At 72.5% G+C, this 19,687-nt stretch carries 12 protein-coding genes; 5 read left to right on the top strand and 7 right to left on the bottom strand.

All coding sequences use genetic code 11. From position 1 onward, the window contains the following. Positions 1 to 66 precede the first annotated feature (66 nt). Positions 67 to 3,390, top strand: a complete 3,324-nt coding sequence (locus tag ACIP37_RS18005; protein WP_400807722.1) for a cytochrome P450 — start codon at positions 67 to 69, stop codon at positions 3,388 to 3,390. Positions 3,391 to 3,594: 204 nt separating this feature from the next. Further along, on the top strand, positions 3,595 to 4,851 hold the full coding sequence (locus ACIP37_RS18000) for a hypothetical protein (RefSeq protein WP_400807719.1): 1,257 nt from the start codon (positions 3,595 to 3,597) through the stop codon (positions 4,849 to 4,851). 53 nt (positions 4,852 to 4,904) lie between these two features. Here ACIP37_RS18000 and ACIP37_RS17995 read toward each other — a convergent pair whose 3' ends face one another. Then, complete coding sequence (locus ACIP37_RS17995) at positions 4,905 to 6,923, bottom strand: transglycosylase domain-containing protein (RefSeq protein WP_400807716.1); 2,019 nt, start codon at positions 6,921 to 6,923, stop codon at positions 4,905 to 4,907. A gap of 302 nt (positions 6,924 to 7,225) precedes the next feature. After that, positions 7,226 to 9,406: a hypothetical protein gene (locus tag ACIP37_RS17990; protein ID WP_400807713.1), complete on the bottom strand. Its 2,181-nt coding sequence runs from the start codon at positions 9,404 to 9,406 to the stop codon at positions 7,226 to 7,228. Between the two features lie 200 nt (positions 9,407 to 9,606). Here ACIP37_RS17990 and ACIP37_RS17985 point away from each other — a divergent pair, with 200 nt between their 5' ends. Beyond that, on the top strand, positions 9,607 to 11,718 hold the full coding sequence (locus ACIP37_RS17985) for a phosphocholine-specific phospholipase C (RefSeq protein ID WP_363586006.1): 2,112 nt from the start codon (positions 9,607 to 9,609) through the stop codon (positions 11,716 to 11,718). A gap of 83 nt (positions 11,719 to 11,801) precedes the next feature. On the opposite strand, the gene ACIP37_RS17980 is transcribed toward ACIP37_RS17985, so the two are convergent. Beyond that, positions 11,802 to 12,776, bottom strand: coding sequence for an NAD(P)-dependent oxidoreductase (locus ACIP37_RS17980; RefSeq protein ID WP_363586005.1), 975 nt, complete (start codon positions 12,774 to 12,776; stop codon positions 11,802 to 11,804). 248 nt (positions 12,777 to 13,024) lie between these two features. On the opposite strand from ACIP37_RS17980, the gene ACIP37_RS17975 reads away from it, so the two are divergent. Then, complete coding sequence (locus ACIP37_RS17975) at positions 13,025 to 14,038, top strand: cytochrome c oxidase assembly protein (protein WP_363586004.1); 1,014 nt, start codon at positions 13,025 to 13,027, stop codon at positions 14,036 to 14,038. A 67-nt stretch (positions 14,039 to 14,105) separates the two neighbouring features. Beyond that, positions 14,106 to 14,738, top strand: coding sequence for a YdcF family protein (locus ACIP37_RS17970; RefSeq protein ID WP_363586003.1), 633 nt, complete (start codon positions 14,106 to 14,108; stop codon positions 14,736 to 14,738). 29 nt (positions 14,739 to 14,767) lie between these two features. On the opposite strand, the gene ACIP37_RS17965 is transcribed toward ACIP37_RS17970, so the two are convergent. The 4 genes from ACIP37_RS17965 to ACIP37_RS17950 all read right to left on the bottom strand — a co-directional run bounded on the left by ACIP37_RS17965 (position 14,768) and on the right by ACIP37_RS17950 (position 19,566). Further along, on the bottom strand, positions 14,768 to 16,054 hold the full coding sequence (locus ACIP37_RS17965) for an RICIN domain-containing protein (protein ID WP_363586002.1): 1,287 nt from the start codon (positions 16,052 to 16,054) through the stop codon (positions 14,768 to 14,770). Positions 16,055 to 16,298: 244 nt separating this feature from the next. Beyond that, on the bottom strand, positions 16,299 to 18,521 hold the full coding sequence (locus ACIP37_RS17960; RefSeq protein ID WP_363586001.1) for an NADP-dependent isocitrate dehydrogenase: 2,223 nt from the start codon (positions 18,519 to 18,521) through the stop codon (positions 16,299 to 16,301). 165 nt (positions 18,522 to 18,686) lie between these two features. Then, positions 18,687 to 19,043 carry a DUF4180 domain-containing protein gene (locus tag ACIP37_RS17955; protein WP_363586000.1) on the bottom strand — a complete coding sequence of 119 codons (357 nt, stop codon included), beginning with the start codon at positions 19,041 to 19,043 and terminating at the stop codon, positions 18,687 to 18,689. A 94-nt stretch (positions 19,044 to 19,137) separates the two neighbouring features. Further along, entirely contained in the window at positions 19,138 to 19,566 is a 429-nt protein-coding gene (locus ACIP37_RS17950) for a helix-turn-helix domain-containing protein (protein ID WP_400807707.1), read from the bottom strand. Positions 19,567 to 19,687 lie beyond the last annotated feature (121 nt).

The raw sequence follows: 19,687 nt of genomic DNA, 5'->3' as shown, positions 1-19,687 counted from the left end.
TTCCCGCCCCGCTCGGGCGAGAGTGGAGGACGACGAGGTTTCTCCTGCCACGGAAGGCGACAACCCATGACCGAGACGATGACCCCGGCGGCAGCCGAGGCTGCGAATCCGGCCGGGGCCGGGCTCCCGCCCGAGACCCTGGTGCCCCGGCAGAGCACCGCCGGGGTGCCGCTGGTCGACATCTCGTCGGCGCCGCCGATCGCCGCCCCCGTGCTGCGCACCATGGAGCTGGCCCGGCGGCACGCCCCGGCCTTCGTCCAGCGCCTGCACGGGCGGGACACCCTGATCGTCACCGGCCTGGACCTGGTCGAGGAACTGGCCGACGAGGAGCGGTTCACCAAGTCGATCGGACCGGCCCTGGAGAACGTCCGCGCGTTCACCGGGGACGGCCTGTTCACGGCGTACAACGCGGAGCCGAACTGGGCCAGGGCGCACGACATCCTGATGCCCGCCTTCGCGCTCGGCTCGATGCGCACCTACCACCCGGTGATGCTGCGGGTGGCCCGCCGCCTGATCGAGTCCTGGGACGGCCGGTCGGCCGCCGGACTGGTCGTGGACGTGCCCGGCGACATGACCCGGATGACCCTGGACACCATCGGGCTGGCCGGTTTCGGCTTCGACTTCGGCTCCTTCGACCGGGAGGAGCCGCACCCCTTCGTCGAGGCGATGGTCCGCTCCCTGGACTGGGCGATGAACAAGCTCCTGCGCGACCCGGAACTCGACCACAGCGAGCGCGACGAGGCCGCCCAGGGCGACGCCCGGTACCTGGCCTCGGTGGTGGACGAGGTGATCGCCGCCCGCGCCGGCAGCCCCGAGCAGGGCCCGGCCGAGGACCTGCTGGGCCTGATGCTCGACGCCGTGCACCCCGCCGACGGCGGCAGACTGGACGCCGAGAACATCCGCAACCAGGTGATCACCTTCCTGATCGCCGGCCACGAGACCACCTCGGGCGCGCTCTCCTTCGCCCTGTACTACCTCGTCAAGCACCCCGGCGTGCTCCGCGAGGTCCAGCGCGAGGTGGACGCGCTCTGGGGCGACCAGGCCGACCCGGAGCCCTCGTACGAGGACATCGGCCGGCTCCGGTACACCCGGCAGGTGCTCAACGAGGCGCTACGGCTGTGGCCGACGGCCCCCGCGTTCAGCCGGGAGCCCCGCGCGGACACCCTGCTCGGCGGCCGGATCCCGGTCCGCGCCGGGGAGCCGGTCCTGGTGGCCACGATGATGCTGCACCGCGACCCCGTCTGGGGCGACAACCCCGAGCTGTTCGACCCCTCCCGCTTCGACCCCGAGCCGGAGGCGGCCCGCTCACCGCACGCCTTCAAGCCCTTCGGCACCGGCGAACGCGCCTGCATCGGACGGCAGTTCGCGCTGCACGAGGCGACCATGCTGCTCGGCATGCTGGTCCACCGCTACCGGCTGATCGACCACGCCGACTACCGGCTGACCATCAAGCAGACGCTCACCATCAAGCCCGACGACTTCACCCTCGCCCTCGCCCCGCGCACGCCCACGCCCCCGGCGGTGGTCGACGCGCCGGTCCGCGTCGCCGACCTGCCCGGGCGGGTCCGCCAGGGCACCGGCCTGCTGCTCCTGCACGGCTCCAACTACGGCGCCTGCCGCGAGTTCACCCGGCAGCTGGCCGACGTGGCGGCCGCACTCGGCTGCGACACCGCCGTCGCCCCGCTGGACGCCTACGCGGACGGGCTGCCCACCGACCGGCCGGTGGTGATCACCGCCGCCTCGTACAACGGCCAGCCGACGGACGACGCGGCGGAGTTCGTCCGCCGGCTCCGGGCGGCGACCGAACAGGCCGAGGGCGCCGCCGAGTTCGCGAAGGACGTCCGGTACGCGGTGCTCGGCATCGGCGACCGGACGTACGCCGCCACGTACCAGCGCGTGCCGACGCTGATCGACGAGGGCCTCGCCGCCCTGGGCGGCACCCGGCTGCTCGCCCGGGGCGCGGCCGACGCCTCCGGCGATCTGGCCGGGAAGGTGGCGGAGTTCACCACGGCGCTGAGCCGGGCCCTGCTGGAACGGTACGGCGACGCCGCCGCACCCGTCGCCGCCGGCTCCGGCACCGCGCCCGCTCCCGCTCCCGCTCCCGCTCCCGCCGAGGCCGCCCCCCTGGAGACGTACACCGTGACGGAGCTGGCCGGCGGTCCGCTGGACGCCCTGGCCGCGAAGCGCCGCGTGATCGGGCTGACCGTCACGGCGGTCGGCAGCCTCACCGACCCCGCCTACCCCCGGGTCAAGCGCCTGGTCCGGCTGGCCTTGCCGGAGGGCGTCGACTACCGCACCGCGGACCACGTCTCGGTGCTTCCGGCCAACGACCCGGCCCTGGTCGAGCGCGCCGCCAAGGTGTTCGGCACCGACCCGGACACCCTGCTCGCCATCGTGGCGAACCGGCGCACCATCCTGGCCGTGGACCGGCCGCTGACGGTTCGCGAACTGCTCACCCACCACGTCGAGTTGCAGGACCGACCGAACGCCGCCCAGCGTGCGACGCTGGCCGACCTCAACCCCTGCCCGCCCGAGCGGGCCGCGCTGCGGGCGCTGCCCGAGGACGACCCCCGGACGCTGCTGGACCTGGTCGAGGACCACCCGGCCCTGCGGGAGGTCCTGACCTGGCCGGTGCTGCTGGAACTGCTGCCGCCGATCCGGCCCCGGATGTACTCCATCTCCACGTCGCCGACCAGCGCCCCGCGCCACGTGGACCTGATGGTCTCCGTGCTCGACGCCCCGGCCCGCTCCGGCCGGGGCTCCTTCCGGGGCGTCGGCTCCGGCTACCTCGACCGGGTGGCCGTCGGGGACACCGTACTGGCGCGCCTCCAGCCGTGCCGCGAGACGTTCCGGATCGGCCACCGCGCCCCGGTGATCATGATCGCGGCCGGCACCGGCCTGGCGCCGTTCCGCGGCGCGGTCGCCGACCGCCGCGCCCTGCTCGCCTCCGCCACCGGCGAGGCCACCGCCACTGACGAGGCCACCGCCGCCGAGGCCACCGACAGGGGCACCGAACTCGCCCCGGCCCTGCTCTACTTCGGCTGCGACGCGCCCGACGCCGACTACCTGCACCGCGACGAACTGCTCGCCGCCGAGCAGGCCGGCGCCGTCTCGATGCGCCCGGTCTTCAGCGAACAGCCCGTCGACGGCCGGCGCTTCGTCCAGGACCGCATCGCCGCCGAGGGCGCGGAGGTCTGGAACCTGCTCGCCGCCGGCGCCGAGGTCTACGTGTGCGGCGACGGCGCCCGGATGGCCCCGGGCGTCCGCGCCGCCTTCCGCGAGCTCTACCTGAGCCGGACCCCCGGCGCCGACGAGGGCCAGGCCCAGGCCTGGCTCCAGGGCCTGATCGACGAGCGCCGCTACGTCGAGGACGTCTACGCGGGCCGCTGAGCCCGCCCGACCGGGAGGCCGGCCGCACCCACCCGGGGCGCGGCCGGCCTCCCGTCGCACACATATCTCCCAACTCCCCTTCCATGCAAGCCTCGACACATTGTCGATCAAGGTGTTCTGATGTTCGCACCATACGTATGACTATCCGACCAACACCTGACGGTGGGTCGGAGAAGCGGAGGAACGGTGCGGCCTGCTCGTGGCGTGGCTGTCCTGCTGGCAACGGGGGTCGTCGTGGCCCTCGGCCTGGGCACGGGAGGCCCCGACTCGAAGGGCAGACCGGCCACCGCCGACGCCGCTCCGGAGAGCACACCCGACCCGAGCGGCACACCCTCCGACAGCCCCAGCAGCCCCGGTGCCACCCCGACCCCCAGCGCCACGCCGACCTGGGACGGCCAAGTCAAGGTGCTCGGCGACGGCTCCACCTCCGACACCGGCCCGCAGCCCAAACAACCGCGGCCCGAGAAGCTGAAGCCCGGCGAGAAGCCGCCGCAGTTCGTGGTGTTCTCCTGGGACGGGGCACTGGAGGGCGACGACGAACAGTTCTCGCGCTTCCGCAAGCTGGGTACGGAGAACAACGCCCAGATGACGTTCTTCCTGAGCGGCATCTACACCCTGCCCAAGTCCAAACGCACGCTCTACCACCCGCCGCAGCACGACGCCGGCGCCGCCGCCATCGACTTCGCCACCGACGCCCACATCAAGGACACCCTGGAACAACTGCGCCTGGCCTGGCAGGACGGGAACGAGATCGGCACCCACTTCAACGGGCACTTCTGCGGCTCCAAGGGCGGCGGCGACTGGAGCACCGAGGAGTGGAAGAGCGAGCTCGACCAGGCGCTCTCCTTCGTCACCAACTGGAAGACCAACACCGGCTTCAAGAACCTCCCGCCGCTGCCCTTCGACTACACCAAGGAGGCGGTCGGCGGCCGCGCCCCCTGCCTGGAGGGCCAGAAGAACCTGCTCGCGGCCGAGAAGGCGGCCGGCTTCCGGTACGACGCCAGTTCACCGGGCGAGTTCCAGGTCTGGCCCGGCAAGAAGGACGGCATCTGGAACTTCCCGCTCCAACTGCTGCCCTACCCGGGCAAATCGACCCAGGTCCTCTCGATGGACTTCAACTTCCTCGCCAACCAGTCCGGGGACACCACCAAGGGTGATCCGAAGAAGTACGACGCGTGGGAGAAGGAGACCCGGAACGGCTACCTCAACGGCTTCGAACGGGTCTACAACGGCAGCCGGGCGCCGCTCTTCATCGGGAACCACTTCGAGAGCTGGAACGGCGGCATCTACATGCAGGCCATCGAGGACGTGATGAAGAGCGTCTGCACCCGGGAGGGCGTCCGCTGCGTGTCCTTCCGCCAGGTCGCCGACTGGCTGGACGCCCAGGACCCCAAGGTCCTCGACCAGTTGCGCGCGCTGGACCCCGGGCAGCCGGCCGACTGGTCCCGTCTGGTCAAGTGACCCGGCCCGGGCGGCCGCGGGGCCGTGACACCGCGCCCCGCGGCCGCCCGGCCCTACCGGCCTCCCGGACCACCGGCCGCCTTCATGTACGAGGTCCAGATCTGGGTGGGCAGCGCGGAGTCCGGGGTGTCCGGGGCGGCGCCGCCCAGCCCCTCCAGCGAGAGCAGCTTCATGTCCTTCAGGTCCGCCCGGAAGACCGTGACGGCCGTGGACATCCGCGCGTCGTAGCCGACGAACCACCCCGCCGTACGGTCCGGGGTCGTCCCCGGCTTCCCCGCCAGGTCCGGCCCGGCCTCCGCCGCCGCCTTGGCGCTCCCGGTGCGGACCGCGCTCTTCAGTGCCGCGTCCACCTCCCCCGCGACCTGCGGGGTCAGCGCCTGTACGGCGGTCGGCAGGCGCAGCGCGAGCGGCTCGCCGTTCCGGGTGATCCTCAGGACGGAGTACGGGTCCGTGTGGCTGCCTCCCGCGGCGAAGGCGGCGTAGGCGTCGGCGGTCCTGATCGCGCTCGGCGTGGAGTTCCCGACACCGAAGGCCGGCACCAACTCCCCCATGCTGCCCGGGAGCAGGCCCAGGTCGGCGGCGGTCTTCTGCACCCGGTCCAGGCCGACGTCCATGGCGAGCTGCATCATCGGCCCGTTGACGGACTGCTCCACCGCGCTCCTCAGGGTGACCGTCCCCCAGCTCCGCTTGCCGTCGTTGGCGGTCTTCGCTATCCGCCCGTTGCGCCCCCAGTACGGCCCCTCCGGGGTCATCACGTTCACGCCGTCGTCGCCGTCGTAGGTGGTGGTGGGCGTCACCGGGGTGCGGCTGCCGCCCCGCTGGCGCTGGACGCCCTCGCTCAGGCCCGAGGCGTAGACCAGCGGGGTGAAGGCCGAACCGACCGGCACCGTGGAGGTGTTGGCGTTGTCGAAGCCCTGTTTCAGGTAGTCGGTTCCGCCGTAGAGCGCGACGATCCTCCCGTCCGGGGCCACCGAGGCGGCGCCGACCTTCAGTAACCGGTCGGCCTCGCGGCTGTCGGGGTCGATCCCCTTGGTGGCGTCCCGCACCGCGGCGGCCAGCGCGGTGACCTTCGGCTTCTCGAAGGTGGTGAAGATCTGGTGGCCGCCGAGGTCGAACTGGGCCTGCGTGATGTCGCTGTGGCCCTCCACGTAGGTCCTGGCCATGTCCACCAGGTACCCGACCTGGCCGCTCAGCCCCGCCGCCTTCGGCTGGGTTCTGGGTTCGGGGAACACCGTGTACCTGGCGCGCTCGGCGGCGGAGAGCTTGCCGACCTTCACCATCCGGTCCAGGATCCAGGACCACCGCTCCTCGGCCCGCCGGTGGTTGTTCGCGCTGATCCCCGGATCGAACTGCCCGGCCCCCTTCAACAGGGCGGCGAGGAAGGCCCCTTCGCTCGGGTTGAGCTGCGAGACGTCCTTGCCGTAGTACGCCGCCGCGGCCCGTTCGATGCCGTAGCTGCCGCGCCCGAACCAACTGGTGTTCAGATAGCCGGCCAGGATGTCCGGTTTGCTCATCCGCCGGTCCAGTTTGATCGCGATGACGATCTCACTGAGCTTGCGCGAGACGTCCTGACGCTGGTTCAGGTAGCTGTTCTTGACGTACTGCTGGGTGATGGTCGAGCCGCCCTGGGTCTCACCGCCCGTGGCCATCTGGTAGACCGCGCGGCCGATGCCCGTGAAGGAGATCCCCGGGTCCGAGTAGAAGGTCTCGTTCTCGGCGGCCAGTACGGCCCACTGCACCGACTCCGGCACCCGGTCGAGCGGCACCTCCTGCCGGTTGGTCTCACCGATCCGCGCCATCTCGGTGCCGTCCGCCCAGAAGTACACGTTGTTCTGCTGGGTGGCGAAGGCGTTCAGGTCCTCCGGGACCTGGGTGGTGACGTAGAACCAGGTCAGCCACCCCGTCAGCACCGCCGCCCCGGCCCCCGCCACCAGGAGCAGCTGCCGCCAGGACGGGAGCCAGCGGCGGACTCCGCGCCGCCCTCTGCGCGGGTAGTCGATCCACCGCCGCCCTTCGGGCTCCTCCCCTCCGGGCTTCTCCTTCTCGGCCCCGCCACCTTGGTGAGCACGCACAGTCCGGTCTCCGATTCGCTCGTGGGCACAGACCCCCGAACTCAGACGCGATGAGGGTCGGACCACGGCACAACGGAATTGATGTGATCACGGTCATACCGCGCGGACCGGCGGGGCGGCGCAGACCCGCCCGGCCTGGGGTTTCACAGCGCCGGCCGAGGAGGTGGACCACGGGAAACGACGACGCCGGGGTGCCTTGTGGCACCCCGGCGGGTGGTCGAGGGCGAGGAAAGCGAACGGGCTATGTCAGGTGGAGTGAGAAGGAAGCCCGTTCATGGCCTCGCCGGGGCCAACGGTAGCAGTCAGGCGGGGATCAGGTCGCGCAGGTTTTCCGGGGTGATGACGACGGAGTCCGGGTGCAGGCCGTCCGGGCGCTCCAGGCCGATGTACGTGACCGGGCCGGCCGGGAGCGCCGCGCCGTCCCACAGCGTGGTGGCGGTGGCGCGCTCGCCCATCAGCCCGGTCAGGTGGCGGACCGTCAGGTGGTCGCGCTCGACGATGCCGCGCAGCAGCGTGGCGACCGACACCCGGTTCCCCTCGACCCGGTTGGAGTTCGGGTTGCCCTTCAGGTACAGGTGCAGCCACTTGGCGTGCCAGCGGCCGTCGTCCCCGCGCAGGAAGGCCAGTGGCAGGGCGACCCGGCCCGGGCCGCGCAGGTCCGACTTCATGCGGACGGTGCGCGGTTCGAAGGGGCGGCCCTGCTGTTCGGCATCGCGCAGCATGAAGCCGAAGAAGGACTCCTCGACCTCCTCGAAGCCCTCGCCGGAGAAGATGTTGACCTGCGGGACGATGGAGCTGCCGCGTACGGCGCCCAGGCGCAGGTTGATGAACTCGGAGCCGCCGTCGGTGGCGTCGGTGACGTCGCCCGAGTGCTCGCCCTCGAGCTGGGTGAGCGAGGTGTAGGAGAGCCAGCCGAGCGTCTCGTAGGAGTCGTCGAGCAGCAGGGCGGACAGGTCGAAGTCGGTGCTGTGGCTGGTCTGCTTCCAGTAGACGAAGAAGCGCAGCAGTTCGCCGTCGACCGGGGTGAGGGAGCCGCGGGGCAGCACGCCGAGTCCGGCGGCGGTGGCCCTGCCGCTGAGCGGGAGTGCGACGTCGAGCACGTCGGGGTCGATCAGCAGGTGCCCGGGGTCGGGGAGGCGGCGGCTCGTCTCGGCGTCCAGGGCGGCGAGCAGGCGGTCGCGTTCGGGTGCCGGCAGGGGCGGGCGGGTGTCGCCGGTGACCCAGGCGCGGCCGAGGCGGTTGACGAAGAGGCGGCGCCCGTCCGCTTCCCCGGTGCGGTTGTGGAGGTGTTCGCGGACCGACAGCAGGACCCGACCGGAGACCTGCGGGGCGGCCTGCTCGACGGCGGCCACGACGGTGTCGCGCTCCTCCGGGGTGCGGCCCGTGCGCAGCAGCCGGTCCAGGGACCGGAACAGCATGCCCGGGGCGGCGGCCAGCAGCCGTACCGCGCCGGTGACGTCGTCGGCGCCGAGGAGTTCCTCGACGCGGCTGGTGAGGGAGCGGGCCGCCAACTCGCCGCGGGCGACGGCGAACACCTCGGCGGCGTGCGGCCAGCGCGGGTACTCGTGCGGGTGGAGGCGCTCACCGAGGCGCTTGAACGCCTCGCGGTGCGCGGTGACGTCGGCGAGCTTGGCGGGGCTGGCGGCGACGACCGCGTCGAGGCCGGCCAGCAGGGCGCGGCGGGCCGGCCGTGGCAGCGCCCGGAACCGGGTCGGTTCCGCCAGGGTCACGTCGCCGTCGGACAGTGCGCAGGCCAGCCGGAGCACGTCGGTGACGGTGTCCAGGAGGAGGTCGGCACCGGCCCGGAGGCGGGCGAGGTTGACGACGGCGCGGTTCTCCCGGACCGGGATCGCCTCGGGCTGCGGACCGGCGACGCAGTGCCCGGCGAGCACGCCGAGGTCGCGCAGGCCCTCCTCGCCCAGCGGGGTGGTGCTGCCGGCCAGGGCCAGGTAGAGGGCCGTCACCTCCTCGTCCAGGGCGCCGCCCAGGTGCAGGACCGTCATGCGGTCGCCCGCGGCGGCGATCAGCTCGTCGTGGGCGGCGAGCAGTTCGGCGTAGCTGTGCTGGTACCTGCCGTAGGCCGGGAGGGTCAGCAGGTCGACCACGCCGGTGCGCAGTTGGGCGAGCACGCCGTCCCGTGACGCGTCGTCGGCGAGCGCCCCGGCGATGCAGTGCGTCCAGAACTCGAAGGTGTCCGGCACGTTGAGCGGGAAGTCGATGAAGTAGGCGTTGTGCCCGACGTGGTCGCCCACCAGCTCCCGGACGGTGCCCAGGGTGCGGGCGGCGGTGTCGACGACCGTCGCCCCGGGCAGCCCCGACAGGTGCTCCAGCAGGCCCGCCGAGAGCTTGAAACCCACGGACATCAGTGCGGCGTCGAACTGCCGCGCCGCGACGGCGCCTTGCCCCGCCGGACCGCCCGGCCAGGAGGAGGCGGGGAGGTGGTGGGTGTGCCGGACGACGATGGGTTCGAGACGGTGGACCATGCGGTCATGCTCGCAGAACGGCGCGGGGCGACGCATGCGGGTTTCCGGGCCCGCCACCGGTAGGTCCCGGGAAGTTGGCTAGACAGGAATTGGCTGAAAACTCATGCGGCGTTCGCTGGAGGACCTCGTACGGCCCGGCTGCGGCACCTATGTTCGAACCTTCTTGGCACCCCCCTTACCCCGAGAAGGAAGGACACCACGTGGCCTCCATCGACCGGCGCCGATTCCTCCAGCTGAGCGGCGCGTCCGCAGCCGCCGCAGGCCTCGGCGCGTTCCCGCCCGCGGTCAGCAAGGCCCTGGCACTGCCCGCGATCGGCCGGACCCGCTCGATCGAGGACGTCGAACACGTCGTCGTCCTGATGCAGGAGAACCGTTCCTTCGACCACTACTTCGGCACCCTGCGCGGCGTGCGCGGGTTCGACGACCCGCGCCCCACGCTGCTGCCCGACGGCCGGCCGAACTGGCACCAGCCCGCCGCCGCCGTGAGGACCGACCGCTACCACGACCGCGGTCTGCCCGCCTCCGAGCAGGAGGTTCTGCCCTGGTACATCGACCCCAGGAACACCACCGAGTACCAGGCCGGCACCGACCACGGCTGGAGCAGCGGCCACCTCGCCTGGAACGAGGGGCGCCACGACCAGTGGGTGAACCAGAAGCAGGACGTCATGACGATGGGCCACCTCAAGCGCCAGGACCTGGCGTACCACTTCGCCCTGGCCGACGCCTTCACCCTCTGCGACTCGTACTTCTGCTCCGTCCACGCCGACACCGCGCCCAACCGCATCTACCTGTGGACCGGCACCAGCGACCCGCGCAACGTGTACGGCCGCAAGCCCAACGGCCCCGGCCTGGAGGAGCGCAACAACACCAACGGCTACACCTGGACCACCTACCCCGAGCGCCTGGAGAAGGCCGGCGTCAGCTGGAAGCTGTACCAGGGCGGCTCCGGCGAGCCGGGCACCCCCACGGACAACTACACCGACAACTCGCTGATGTTCTTCGAGCGGTACCAGGTCGCCGAGGGCGCGTCGGGCCCCCTGGTGGACAAGGGCGCCACCGACCACACGCTGAAGGAGTTCCGCGCCGACGTCCAGCAGGGCCGGCTGCCGCAGGTCTCCTGGATCGTCCCGCCGTACAAGTACAGCGAGCACCCGTCCGCGACGCCCACCGACGGCGCGTACTACATCAACCTCGTGCTGGACGCGCTCACCTCCAACCCCGAGGTCTGGGGCAGGACGGTCTTCCTCATCAACTACGACGAGAACGACGGCCTGTTCGACCACGTCGTCCCGCCGATGCCGCCGGTCGTCAGCGGCCCGGGCGGCCAGGGCATCGTCTCCGCCGACCTGAGGGCGAGTCTGCGCGACGAACTGCTCGACCTCGGCAAGCACCCGGGCGAGATGAGCCCGCTGGTCCCCGGCGCCGACCCGGGCGGCCTCCAGCCGATCGGCCTCGGCCCGCGCGTGCCGATGCTGGTCATCTCCCCGTGGTCGCGCGGCGGCTGGGTCTGCTCGGAGACCTTCGACCACACCTCCGTCCTGCGGTTCCTGGAGGCCCGGTTCGGCATCGAGGAGCCCAACATCAGCGCCTGGCGCCGGTCGGTCTGCGGCGACCTCACCTCGGCGCTCGACTTCTCCGGCACCGACCCGCGGCCGGTCTCGATCCCGGTGCCCGCGCCGATCGCCTCGCAGGGCAAGCCGTACCAGGTGCCGCTGCCCCAGCGGATGCCCACCCAGGAGCCCGGCGTCCGGCCGGCCCGCGCCCTCCCGTACGACCTGGTGGTCAACGAGGAGGAGACGGACACCCCCGGGCGGTTCCAGCTGGATCTGGAGAACCGGGGCGAAGCGGGCACCTGGCTCTACGTCTACGACCGGACCGCGCCGAAGGCCGCTCCCCGCCGCTACACCATCTCGGGCGGCGACACCCTCGGCGACTTCTGGCCGCACTCCGCCTCCGGCGACTACCACCTCGCCGCCCACGGCCCGAACGGGTCGGTGTACGAGTTCGAGGGCAGTGCCCGGACCGAGCTGGTCGCGCTGTTCGACCCGCAGAAGTCCAAGGTGCGCGTCAAGGTCACCAACAACGGGCCGGTCACCCGGACGGTGACCGTCGCCAACGCCTACGCCAAGGGCTCGCAGCAGAGCCGCAGCCTCCGGCGCGGCGCCTCGGCCCAGTTCACCTTCGACATACGCCCCGACAGCCGCTGGTACGACATCACGGTCGCCGCCACCGACGGCCCGACCTTCCGCCGCCGCTGGGCCGGCCACCTGGAGAACGGCCGCCCCGGCACCAGCGACCCCGGCCCCCGCTGACCGACGGCGCGGCCCTGACCGTCGGCACGGCGCCCGACCGACGGCGCAACGCCTGAACCGGCCCGCCGCACCGGCGTTTCGTCCTACGCCGGTGCGGCGAGCCCCAGCGCCTGGCGGTACCAGGGGGCGGCGGCGGGCAGCCGGGCGAGGGGGCCGGGGCCGGGCGGGCAGGCGGCGAGGCGCCAGACGTCGTCCCCCCGGTACCAGTGGTCGCGGGCGATCAGGGAGAACTGCCGCTCGGAGACGCGGCCCGGCGTGGCGGCGAGCAGACGCCGGCATTCGTCCCACGAGGCGTCCGGGCCGTCCGCGCCGGGCAGCGCGGGCAACAGGCCGAGGCCGGCCAGGGCGGCGAGCAGGTCGCCGGACCGGACCGGGTCGGGGTGGCTCGCGTGCTGGACGCCGGGCGGGACGGCGTGGTCGTCCAGGGCGAGCGCGGTGATCAGCCGGGCCAGGTCGGCGCGGTCCACCACGGAGAGCCTGGCGTTCCCGCCCGCCCAGGGCACCGGCACCCGGCGGACCAGTTCGGCCAGCGCGGGCACCACCCAGCGGTCGCCCGTCCCGGTCACCAGGCCGGGCCGCAGCACGACGGCACCGGCCGCCAGCGCGACGCGTTCGCCGAGCAGCCTGGTCCGGCTGGCCTCGGAGACCGGGGCGGCCGGCACCTCGTCGACCCCGATGCCGGAGTGCGGCCCCTCGCCGTACACCGCGGTCGTCGACAGGTGGACGATCCGGCGTACCCCGGCCCCGGTAGCGGCGGCCGTCACCGCCTCGGTGCCGCGCACGTTCACCGCCGCGCACTCCTCGGCGCCGCCGGAGACCCGGGAGGCCAGGTGGAGCAGGACGTCGGCACCCTCGCAGAGCGCGGCCAGCGCCGCCCCGTCGGCGAGGTCTCCCGGCACCCAGGCGGCCGGGCCGCGCCCGGCCGGCACTTCGCGGGCCAGCGCGCGCACCCGTGCGCCGCGGGCGGTCAGGGCGGCCAGCACCGCGGAGCCTATGAAGCCGGTCGCCCCGGTCAGCGCGACCGTGGTGCGCTCCGGGTGCCGCCGTCCCGCCGCCATGCCGCACCCCTCGCCGTCCCGCCGTCCCGGCGTGTCCCGTGTCGCCGTCCCGGCGTGTCGCCGTCGACCGGCCGGTCAGTCTATCCAGCCGCCACCCGCCCGGCGGCCACCCGTACGGAGGGGGCGGGGCACGGCCCGAGGTAAGGCCCACCTAGGCTGTAGGCCAAGCAAAACGGGCGAACCGGACCCCCTCCAGGGGCCACGAGGACGGAAAGCAGGGCCCCCCGATGGGCGACGGAATGTCAGGCATGCACCACCACGGCGGGATGACCCAGCTAGGCCCGTTCACCTTGTCCAACGTCTGGACCTGGTCCCCCGACTGGGTGTTCCTGCTGGGAGGCCTGGCCGCCCTGGCGCTGTACGCGGCGGGCGTGGTCCGGCTCCACCGGCGCGGCGACCGCTGGCCGATCGGCCGGATGGTCGGCTGGGCGGCCGGTGTCGGCAGCTTGATCCTGGTCACCTGCACCGGGCTGAACGACTACGGCATGGTGCTGTTCAGCGCGCACATGATCCAGCACATGGTGCTGTCCATGCTGACGCCGATCCTGCTGCTGCTGGGCGCCCCGATCACGCTGGCGCTGCGCGCGCTGCGGCCGACCGGCAAGGGCCGCCCGCGCGGGCCGCGCGAGCTGCTGGTGGCGCTGCTGCACAGCCGGTACGTCCGGGTGATCTCGCACCCGGCCTTCACCATCCCGATGTTCATCGCGAGCCTGTACGGGGTCTACTTCACCCCGTTGTTCGACTTCCTGATGCAGTACCGCGCCGGGCACATCTTCATGATGGTGCACTTCCTCCTCACCGGTCTGGCCTTCTTCTGGCCGATCATGGGCGTGGACCCGGGCCCGCACCGCCCCGGCCATGTGATGCGGATCATCGAGCTGTTCATGGGCATGCCGTTCCACGCCTTCTTCGGCGTGGCCGTGATGATGGCCAGCCACCCGCTGGTCACCACCTTCACCGTGGAGGGCGCGCCACCGGGCACCAACCTCCTGGAGGACCAGAAGCTGGCCGGCGGCATCACCTGGGCGTTCGGCGAGATCCCGACCGCGATCGTGCTGATCGCGCTGGTGTACCAGTGGATGCGTTCCGAACAGCGGCAGGCCCGCCGCTCCGACCGCGCCGAGGAGCGCAGCGGCGACGCCGAGCTGGAGGCGTACAACGCCTATCTGGCCTCACTGCACAAGCGCGGCCCGCGCCCGGCGGCCCCGGCCGCCCCCGCCGCCGCTGTCACCCCCGTCACCCCGGCGGCCGACGCCGGCTGAGCCCACTGCCGCCTGTACCACGGAACCCCCTGTGGAACGGGGGTTCCGCCGTATACGTTCGGACGGTATGCACGCTCTGCTGATCGTCGCCGTCCTGCTCGGCGGGTACGTCCTGCTCTGGCTGCTCGGCTTCCTCGGCTGCGCGCTGCGACAGGGGCGCCGCCCCGCCCCCGTCGGGGCGGACTACCTGGTCGTCCTCGGCGCCGCCCTGGACGGCTGCGAGCCCGCCCCGCCGCTGGCGGCCCGGCTGGACGCCGCGCTGGAACGTTTCGCCGCCGAGGAGGCCGCCGGGCACACGCCGCTGCTCCTGGTCACCGGCGGGAAGGGCCCGCACGAGGAGTGCACCGAGGCCGCCGCGATGGCCCGCTACCTGACCGCCCGGGGCGCCCCGGCCGACCGGATCCGGCGCGAGGAACGGGCCGTGAACACCGTCGAGAACCTGCGTTTCAGCGCGGCGCTGATGGCCGCCGAACGGCCCGGCTACCGGTGCACGGTCGTCACCAGCGGCTTCCACACCGCCCGCACCGCGCTCGCCGCCCGCCGGGCCGGCGCCCCCGGCCGGGTGGTCGCCGCGGACGGACTGCTCGCCCACGGCCCGTACGCACTGCTGCGGGAGGCGGTCGGCACGGCACTCGCCTACCCGCGCGCCAACGCCGCCGCCCTCCTGCTCCTCGCGGGCACCGGGGTCCTCCTCGGCTAGGCGGACCTATGCCCCGGGCCCGGCGGCTGCTACTGGAGCCTCCACTGCTGGTTCCAGCCGCTGTTGCAGGTCCAGACGCCCAGGGCCTTGGCGTCCTCGTCGTAGGTCAGGCAGTCCTGGTCGGTGATCCGGATCTGGTACTGGCCGTCGCCCTGCGCGACGAGCTGCCACTTCTGCTCGTCGGCGCCGGTCCACGGCTTGGCGTCGGCGACGTAGCCCTTGGTGTTCTCGGTCAGCACGAGGCCGGACACGGCGCTGGTGATCTTGTAGCGGCCGTTGCCCAGTGCGGTGAACTGCCAGCCGGTGTTCTTGGGGCCGCTGGTGCCGGCGAGGATCGAGGGGCCGGAGGCAGCCCCGGTGGCCACCGGGCCCCGGCCGGTCTTCACCTTGGGGTACAGCAGCCCGGTCACGGCGTCACCGCCGCCACCGCCGCCCTGGTGCGCGGGCACGCCGGGAGTGGCGGTGCCGCCGGTGCTGACGCCCGGCACCGTACCGGGATTGGCCGGGACACCCGGGGTGGCGGTACCACCGGTGCCGACGCCAGGCACCGTACCGGGCTTGGCCGGGACACCCGGGGTGGCGGTACCACCCGTGCCGACGCCCGGCACCGTGCCGGGGATGCCGGGGGTGACGGGGACGCCCGGGGTGCCGGGGGTCCCCGCGATGTCGGCCGGGATCTCGCGGGCCGGGAAGTGGATGATCCGCTTGCTGTCGTAGCACCGGATCAGCACGCAGGACCGGGAGGTGGTCACGGTCCGGTCCGAGTCGCTGCCGACGAAGGCCCAGTTCCCGTAGCCGCCGTCGCCCTTGTTGGTGAAGGTCGACTCGCCCGCGAAGACCCAGATCCGGAAGTCGTCGTAGCCGGTCGGGCCGCCCTCGCTGTCGTGGTGCTCCAGCTTGACGGTCTGGTCGATCAGCACCCCGCGCATGTCCGCCTCGTAGACGTTGCGGAACCAGAGGGTGTCGTACAGGTCGGTGCCGTCGTACTTGAACACCATCACGTTGAACCCCGGTGCGGCGGCGCTCAGTTGGCCGGCCATCCCCTGGGTGAACGCCGCGTTGTCGGCCTGCGCGGTGAGGGCCGCGCTGCGGAAGCCCCCGATCATGGCGCCGATGGAGCTGATCAGCGCGCTGTAGCAGTTGCCGTTGCCGATGTTGGCGGGCCCGCCGACGCCCGGCTCGATGCCCGGGCAGTCGGTCGCCGCCGAGGCCTGCTGCGGCACGGCCATCAGGCCGGTCGAGGCCAGGGCCGCCAACAGGGTGCCGGCGACGGCCCGTTGGGTGGCCCTGGTCGTCCGGCGGGAGGAAGCGCGCATGCTGAAGTGCCCCGATCATTCGGCGAGGTGGCGTCCGTCTGCGGATCCGCAGCGGAGAGCGGTCCTCCGGATGCTAGGGCCGCTCACCGGCACCACCCGCGATCTTGACGGCACCCTGACGAACCGTTGATGATCTTCCTCCGCGCTGGCCCCGCAGCGGCCGCGGAGGCCGCCCGGAAAGCCCGGAGGCTCCCGGGTCCGGTACCGGACCCGGGAGCCTCCCGGTGCTTCGACTCCCCTGGGATCAGGCGAGGTTGGCGAGCGCCTCGTTGAAGGTCTTGGACGGGCGCATCACCGCCGCGGCCTTGGCCGGGTCCGGCTGGTAGTAGCCGCCGAGGTCGACCGGCGAGCCCTGCACGGCGATCAGCTCGTCGACGATGGTCGTCTCCTGCTCGCCGAGCGCCTTGGCCAGGCCCTCGAACGCCTGGGCCAGCTCGGCGTCGGCGGTCTGCTGGGCCAGCTCCTGGGCCCAGTACAGGGCCAGGTAGAAGTGGCTGCCGCGGTTGTCGATGCCGCCGAGGCGGCGGCTCGGCGACTTGTCCTCGTTGAGGAAGGTGCCGGTGGCGCGGTCCAGGGTGTCGGCCAGCACCTGGGCGCGGGCGTTGCCGGTGCTGGTGGCCAGGTGCTCGAAGCTGGCGGCCAGGGCGAAGAACTCGCCGAGGCTGTCCCAGCGCAGGTAGTTCTCCTTGACCAGCTGCTGGACGTGCTTCGGGGCGGAGCCGCCGGCGCCGGTCTCGAACAGGCCGCCGCCCGCCATCAGCGGGACGACCGACAGCATCTTGGCGCTGGTGCCCAGCTCCAGGATCGGGAACAGGTCGGTCAGGTAGTCGCGCAGCACGTTGCCGGTCACCGAGATGGTGTTCTCGCCGCGGCGGATGCGCTCCAGCGAGAACGTGGTGGCCTCGACCGGGGACTTGATCTCGATCTGCAGGCCGGTGGTGTCGTGCTCCGGCAGGTACTTCTTGACCTTCTCGATCAGGACGGCGTCGTGGGCGCGGTTCTCGTCCAGCCAGAACACCGCCGGGTCGCCGGTGGCGCGGGCGCGGGTGACGGCCAGCTTGACCCAGTCCTGGATCGGCAGGTCCTTGGTCTGGCAGGCGCGGAAGATGTCGCCCGGCTGGACGGCCTGCTCCAGCACCACGTTGCCCTCGGCGTCGACGAGGCGGACGGTGCCGGCCGCGGCGATCTCGAAGGTCTTGTCGTGGCTGCCGTACTCCTCGGCCTTCTGGGCCATCAGACCGACGTTCGGCACGGAGCCGATGGTGGCCGGGTCCAGGGCGCCGTGGGCGCGGCAGTCGTCGATGACGGCCTGGTACACGCCGGAGTAGCTGCTGTCGGGCAGCACGGCGAGGGTGTCGGCCTCCTGGCCGTCCGGGCCCCACATGTGGCCGGAGGTGCGGATCATGGCCGGCATCGAGGCGTCGACGATGACGTCGCTCGGGACGTGCAGGTTGGTGATGCCCTTGTCCGAGTCGACCATCGCCAGGGCCGGGCCCTCGGCGAGCTCGGCCTCGAACGAGGCCTTGATCTCCGCGCCCAGGTGCGGCACGCCGTCCAGGCCGTTGAGGATGCCGCCGAGGCCGTTGTTCGGGTCCAGACCGGCGGCGACCAGCACCTCGCCGTACTTGGCGAAGGTCTTCGGGAAGAAGGCGCGGACCACGTGGCCGAAGATGATCGGGTCGGAGACCTTCATCATGGTGGCCTTGAGGTGGACCGAGAACAGCACGCCCTCGGCCTTGGCGCGCTCGACCTGGGCGGTCAGGAACTCGCGCAGGGCGGCGACGCGCATCACCGAGGCGTCGACGACCTCGCCGGCCAGCACCGGGACGCGCTCGCGCAGCACGGTGGCGCTGCCGTCCTCGGCGACCAGCTCGATGCGCAGCGCGCCGTCGGCGGCGATCACGGCGGACTTCTCGGTGGAGCGGAAGTCGTTCTGGCCCATGGTGGCGACGTTGGTCTCGGAGTCGGCCGACCAGGCGCCCATGCGGTGCGGGTGGGTCTTGGCGTAGTTCTTCACCGAGCCCGGGGCGCGGCGGTCCGAGTTGCCCTCGCGCAGGACGGGGTTGACGGCGCTGCCCTTGACCTTGTCGTAACGCGCGCGGACGTCCTTGTCCTCGTCGGTCTGCGGGTCGTCCGGGTAGTCCGGGAGCGCGTAGCCCTGCGCCTGCAGCTCGGCGACGGCGGCCTTCAGCTGCGGGATGGACGCCGAGATGTTCGGCAGCTTGATGATGTTGGCGCCCGGGGTCTTGGCGAGGTCGCCCAGCTCGGCGAGGGCGTCCTCGATCCGCTGGCCCTCGGCGAGACGCTCCGGGAAGCTCGCGATGATCCGCCCGGCCAGGGAGATGTCGCGGGTCTCCACGCGCACACCCGCCGTCGAGGCGTATGCCTGGACAACCGGCAGGAACGAGTAGGTCGCCAGGGCCGGAGCCTCGTCGGTGTGCGTATAGATGATGGTCGAGTCAGTCATCGGTACTCCGCTTCACGTCTCCAACGTCTTGACGTCAAGATATCTCGTCACGGCCCCCTAGCTCCACCTCCCCCCGCCCCGGAGCGCGCGCCGGGCGCCCCGGGGGCGCGCCGACGGTCAGCTCCACCGTGGTCCCGGGGCGGGTGCGGGGCAAGCGGAGAACGCTCAGACCTCGGTGAACCGGGCCGCCAGCTCCGTCTCGTCGGCGAGGAACCAGAGCTGCCGGCCGCGGTTGCTCTCCCGGACGAAGTCGCGCAGCGGGTCGCTCGCCGCGACGTGGTCGGCGATGTCGCCGAGGACCACGAGGCCGACGCGGTAGTTGACGAACTTCTGCACGATGCCGCCGGCGACCCGGGTGCGCAGCGTGAAGAAGTCCGGGTGCAGCCGGGCGACGGGGACGACCACCCAGGAGGCACCGCGGCCGAACGCGTCGCCGATCACGTCCATGGCGTCCTGCTCCTCGCGGATCGGCGCGCCCTCGGCGGGCAGCCGCAGGACCGTCGTGCCGTACTGCTCGGACATTGCCGTTCTCCCTGGTCGATGTGGATCCGATATGGACCCGATGCGGATCCCGATGCGGATTCGGTGTGACCGACGCCATCCGACGCGGCCGGCGTCAGTGCATGGACGAGGTCATCGTGTGGACGATGCCGAGCAGCGCGGCGGTGTCGGCCGGATCGCCGAGGACGACGAGCCGCAGGGTCTCCCGCTCCTCGTCGTGGACGGTCTCGACGTGCAGCGGCCGGCCGCCCTCGCGCGGGCCGGCGATCGCGGCCATAACGGCGGTGGACAGCCGGTCGGCGGCGGCCCGGTCGACGTTCTCGATCCGGACGACGGCGGACACCTCGGCCCGCCGCGCGCCGGCGCCGGGCGCGGGCGGGGCGGCCGGGGCGCCGGTGAAGGCCTCCAGGTCCGCACGGGCGATCCGGTACTGCTTGCCGATCCTGGCCGCGACGAGCCGGCCGTCGCGGATGTAACCGCGGACGGTGCGCACGTGCAGGCCGAGCAGTTCGGCCACCTGTTCCACCGAGTAGTACTGCGCCACCTGCGACCATCCTCTCGAACGCCCCCATCCGCAGGAAACATACCATCCGATAGGGATGTTTACGTAATGATAGGGAGTGGTTTAGTCCACTCGGGTGAACCGACCGTCAGGGGTGCGTCAA

Origin of the sequence: Kitasatospora sp. NPDC088861, assembly GCF_044750105.1 — a bacterium.
Lineage (GTDB): Bacteria > Actinomycetota > Actinomycetes > Streptomycetales > Streptomycetaceae > Kitasatospora.
Note: the sequence above shows the minus strand (reverse complement) of the source record. Positions and strands in the feature narration are given on the sequence as shown.

Excerpts from the sequence above, each read along its gene's own strand:
- ACIP37_RS17965 (WP_363586002.1), bottom strand. The coding sequence starts at position 16,054 with ATGCGCGCTTCCTCCCGCCGGACGACCAGGGCCACCCAACGGGCCGTC.
- ACIP37_RS17980 (WP_363586005.1), bottom strand. The coding sequence starts at position 12,776 with ATGGCGGCGGGACGGCGGCACCCGGAGCGCACCACGGTCGCGCTGACC.
- ACIP37_RS18005 (WP_400807722.1), top strand. The coding sequence starts at position 67 with ATGACCGAGACGATGACCCCGGCGGCAGCCGAGGCTGCGAATCCGGCC.
- ACIP37_RS17955 (WP_363586000.1), bottom strand. The coding sequence starts at position 19,043 with ATGTCCGAGCAGTACGGCACGACGGTCCTGCGGCTGCCCGCCGAGGGC.
- ACIP37_RS17960 (WP_363586001.1), bottom strand. The coding sequence starts at position 18,521 with ATGACTGACTCGACCATCATCTATACGCACACCGACGAGGCTCCGGCC.
- ACIP37_RS17990 (WP_400807713.1), bottom strand. The coding sequence starts at position 9,406 with ATGGTCCACCGTCTCGAACCCATCGTCGTCCGGCACACCCACCACCTC.
- ACIP37_RS17975 (WP_363586004.1), top strand. The coding sequence starts at position 13,025 with ATGCACCACCACGGCGGGATGACCCAGCTAGGCCCGTTCACCTTGTCC.
- ACIP37_RS17970 (WP_363586003.1), top strand. The coding sequence starts at position 14,106 with ATGCACGCTCTGCTGATCGTCGCCGTCCTGCTCGGCGGGTACGTCCTG.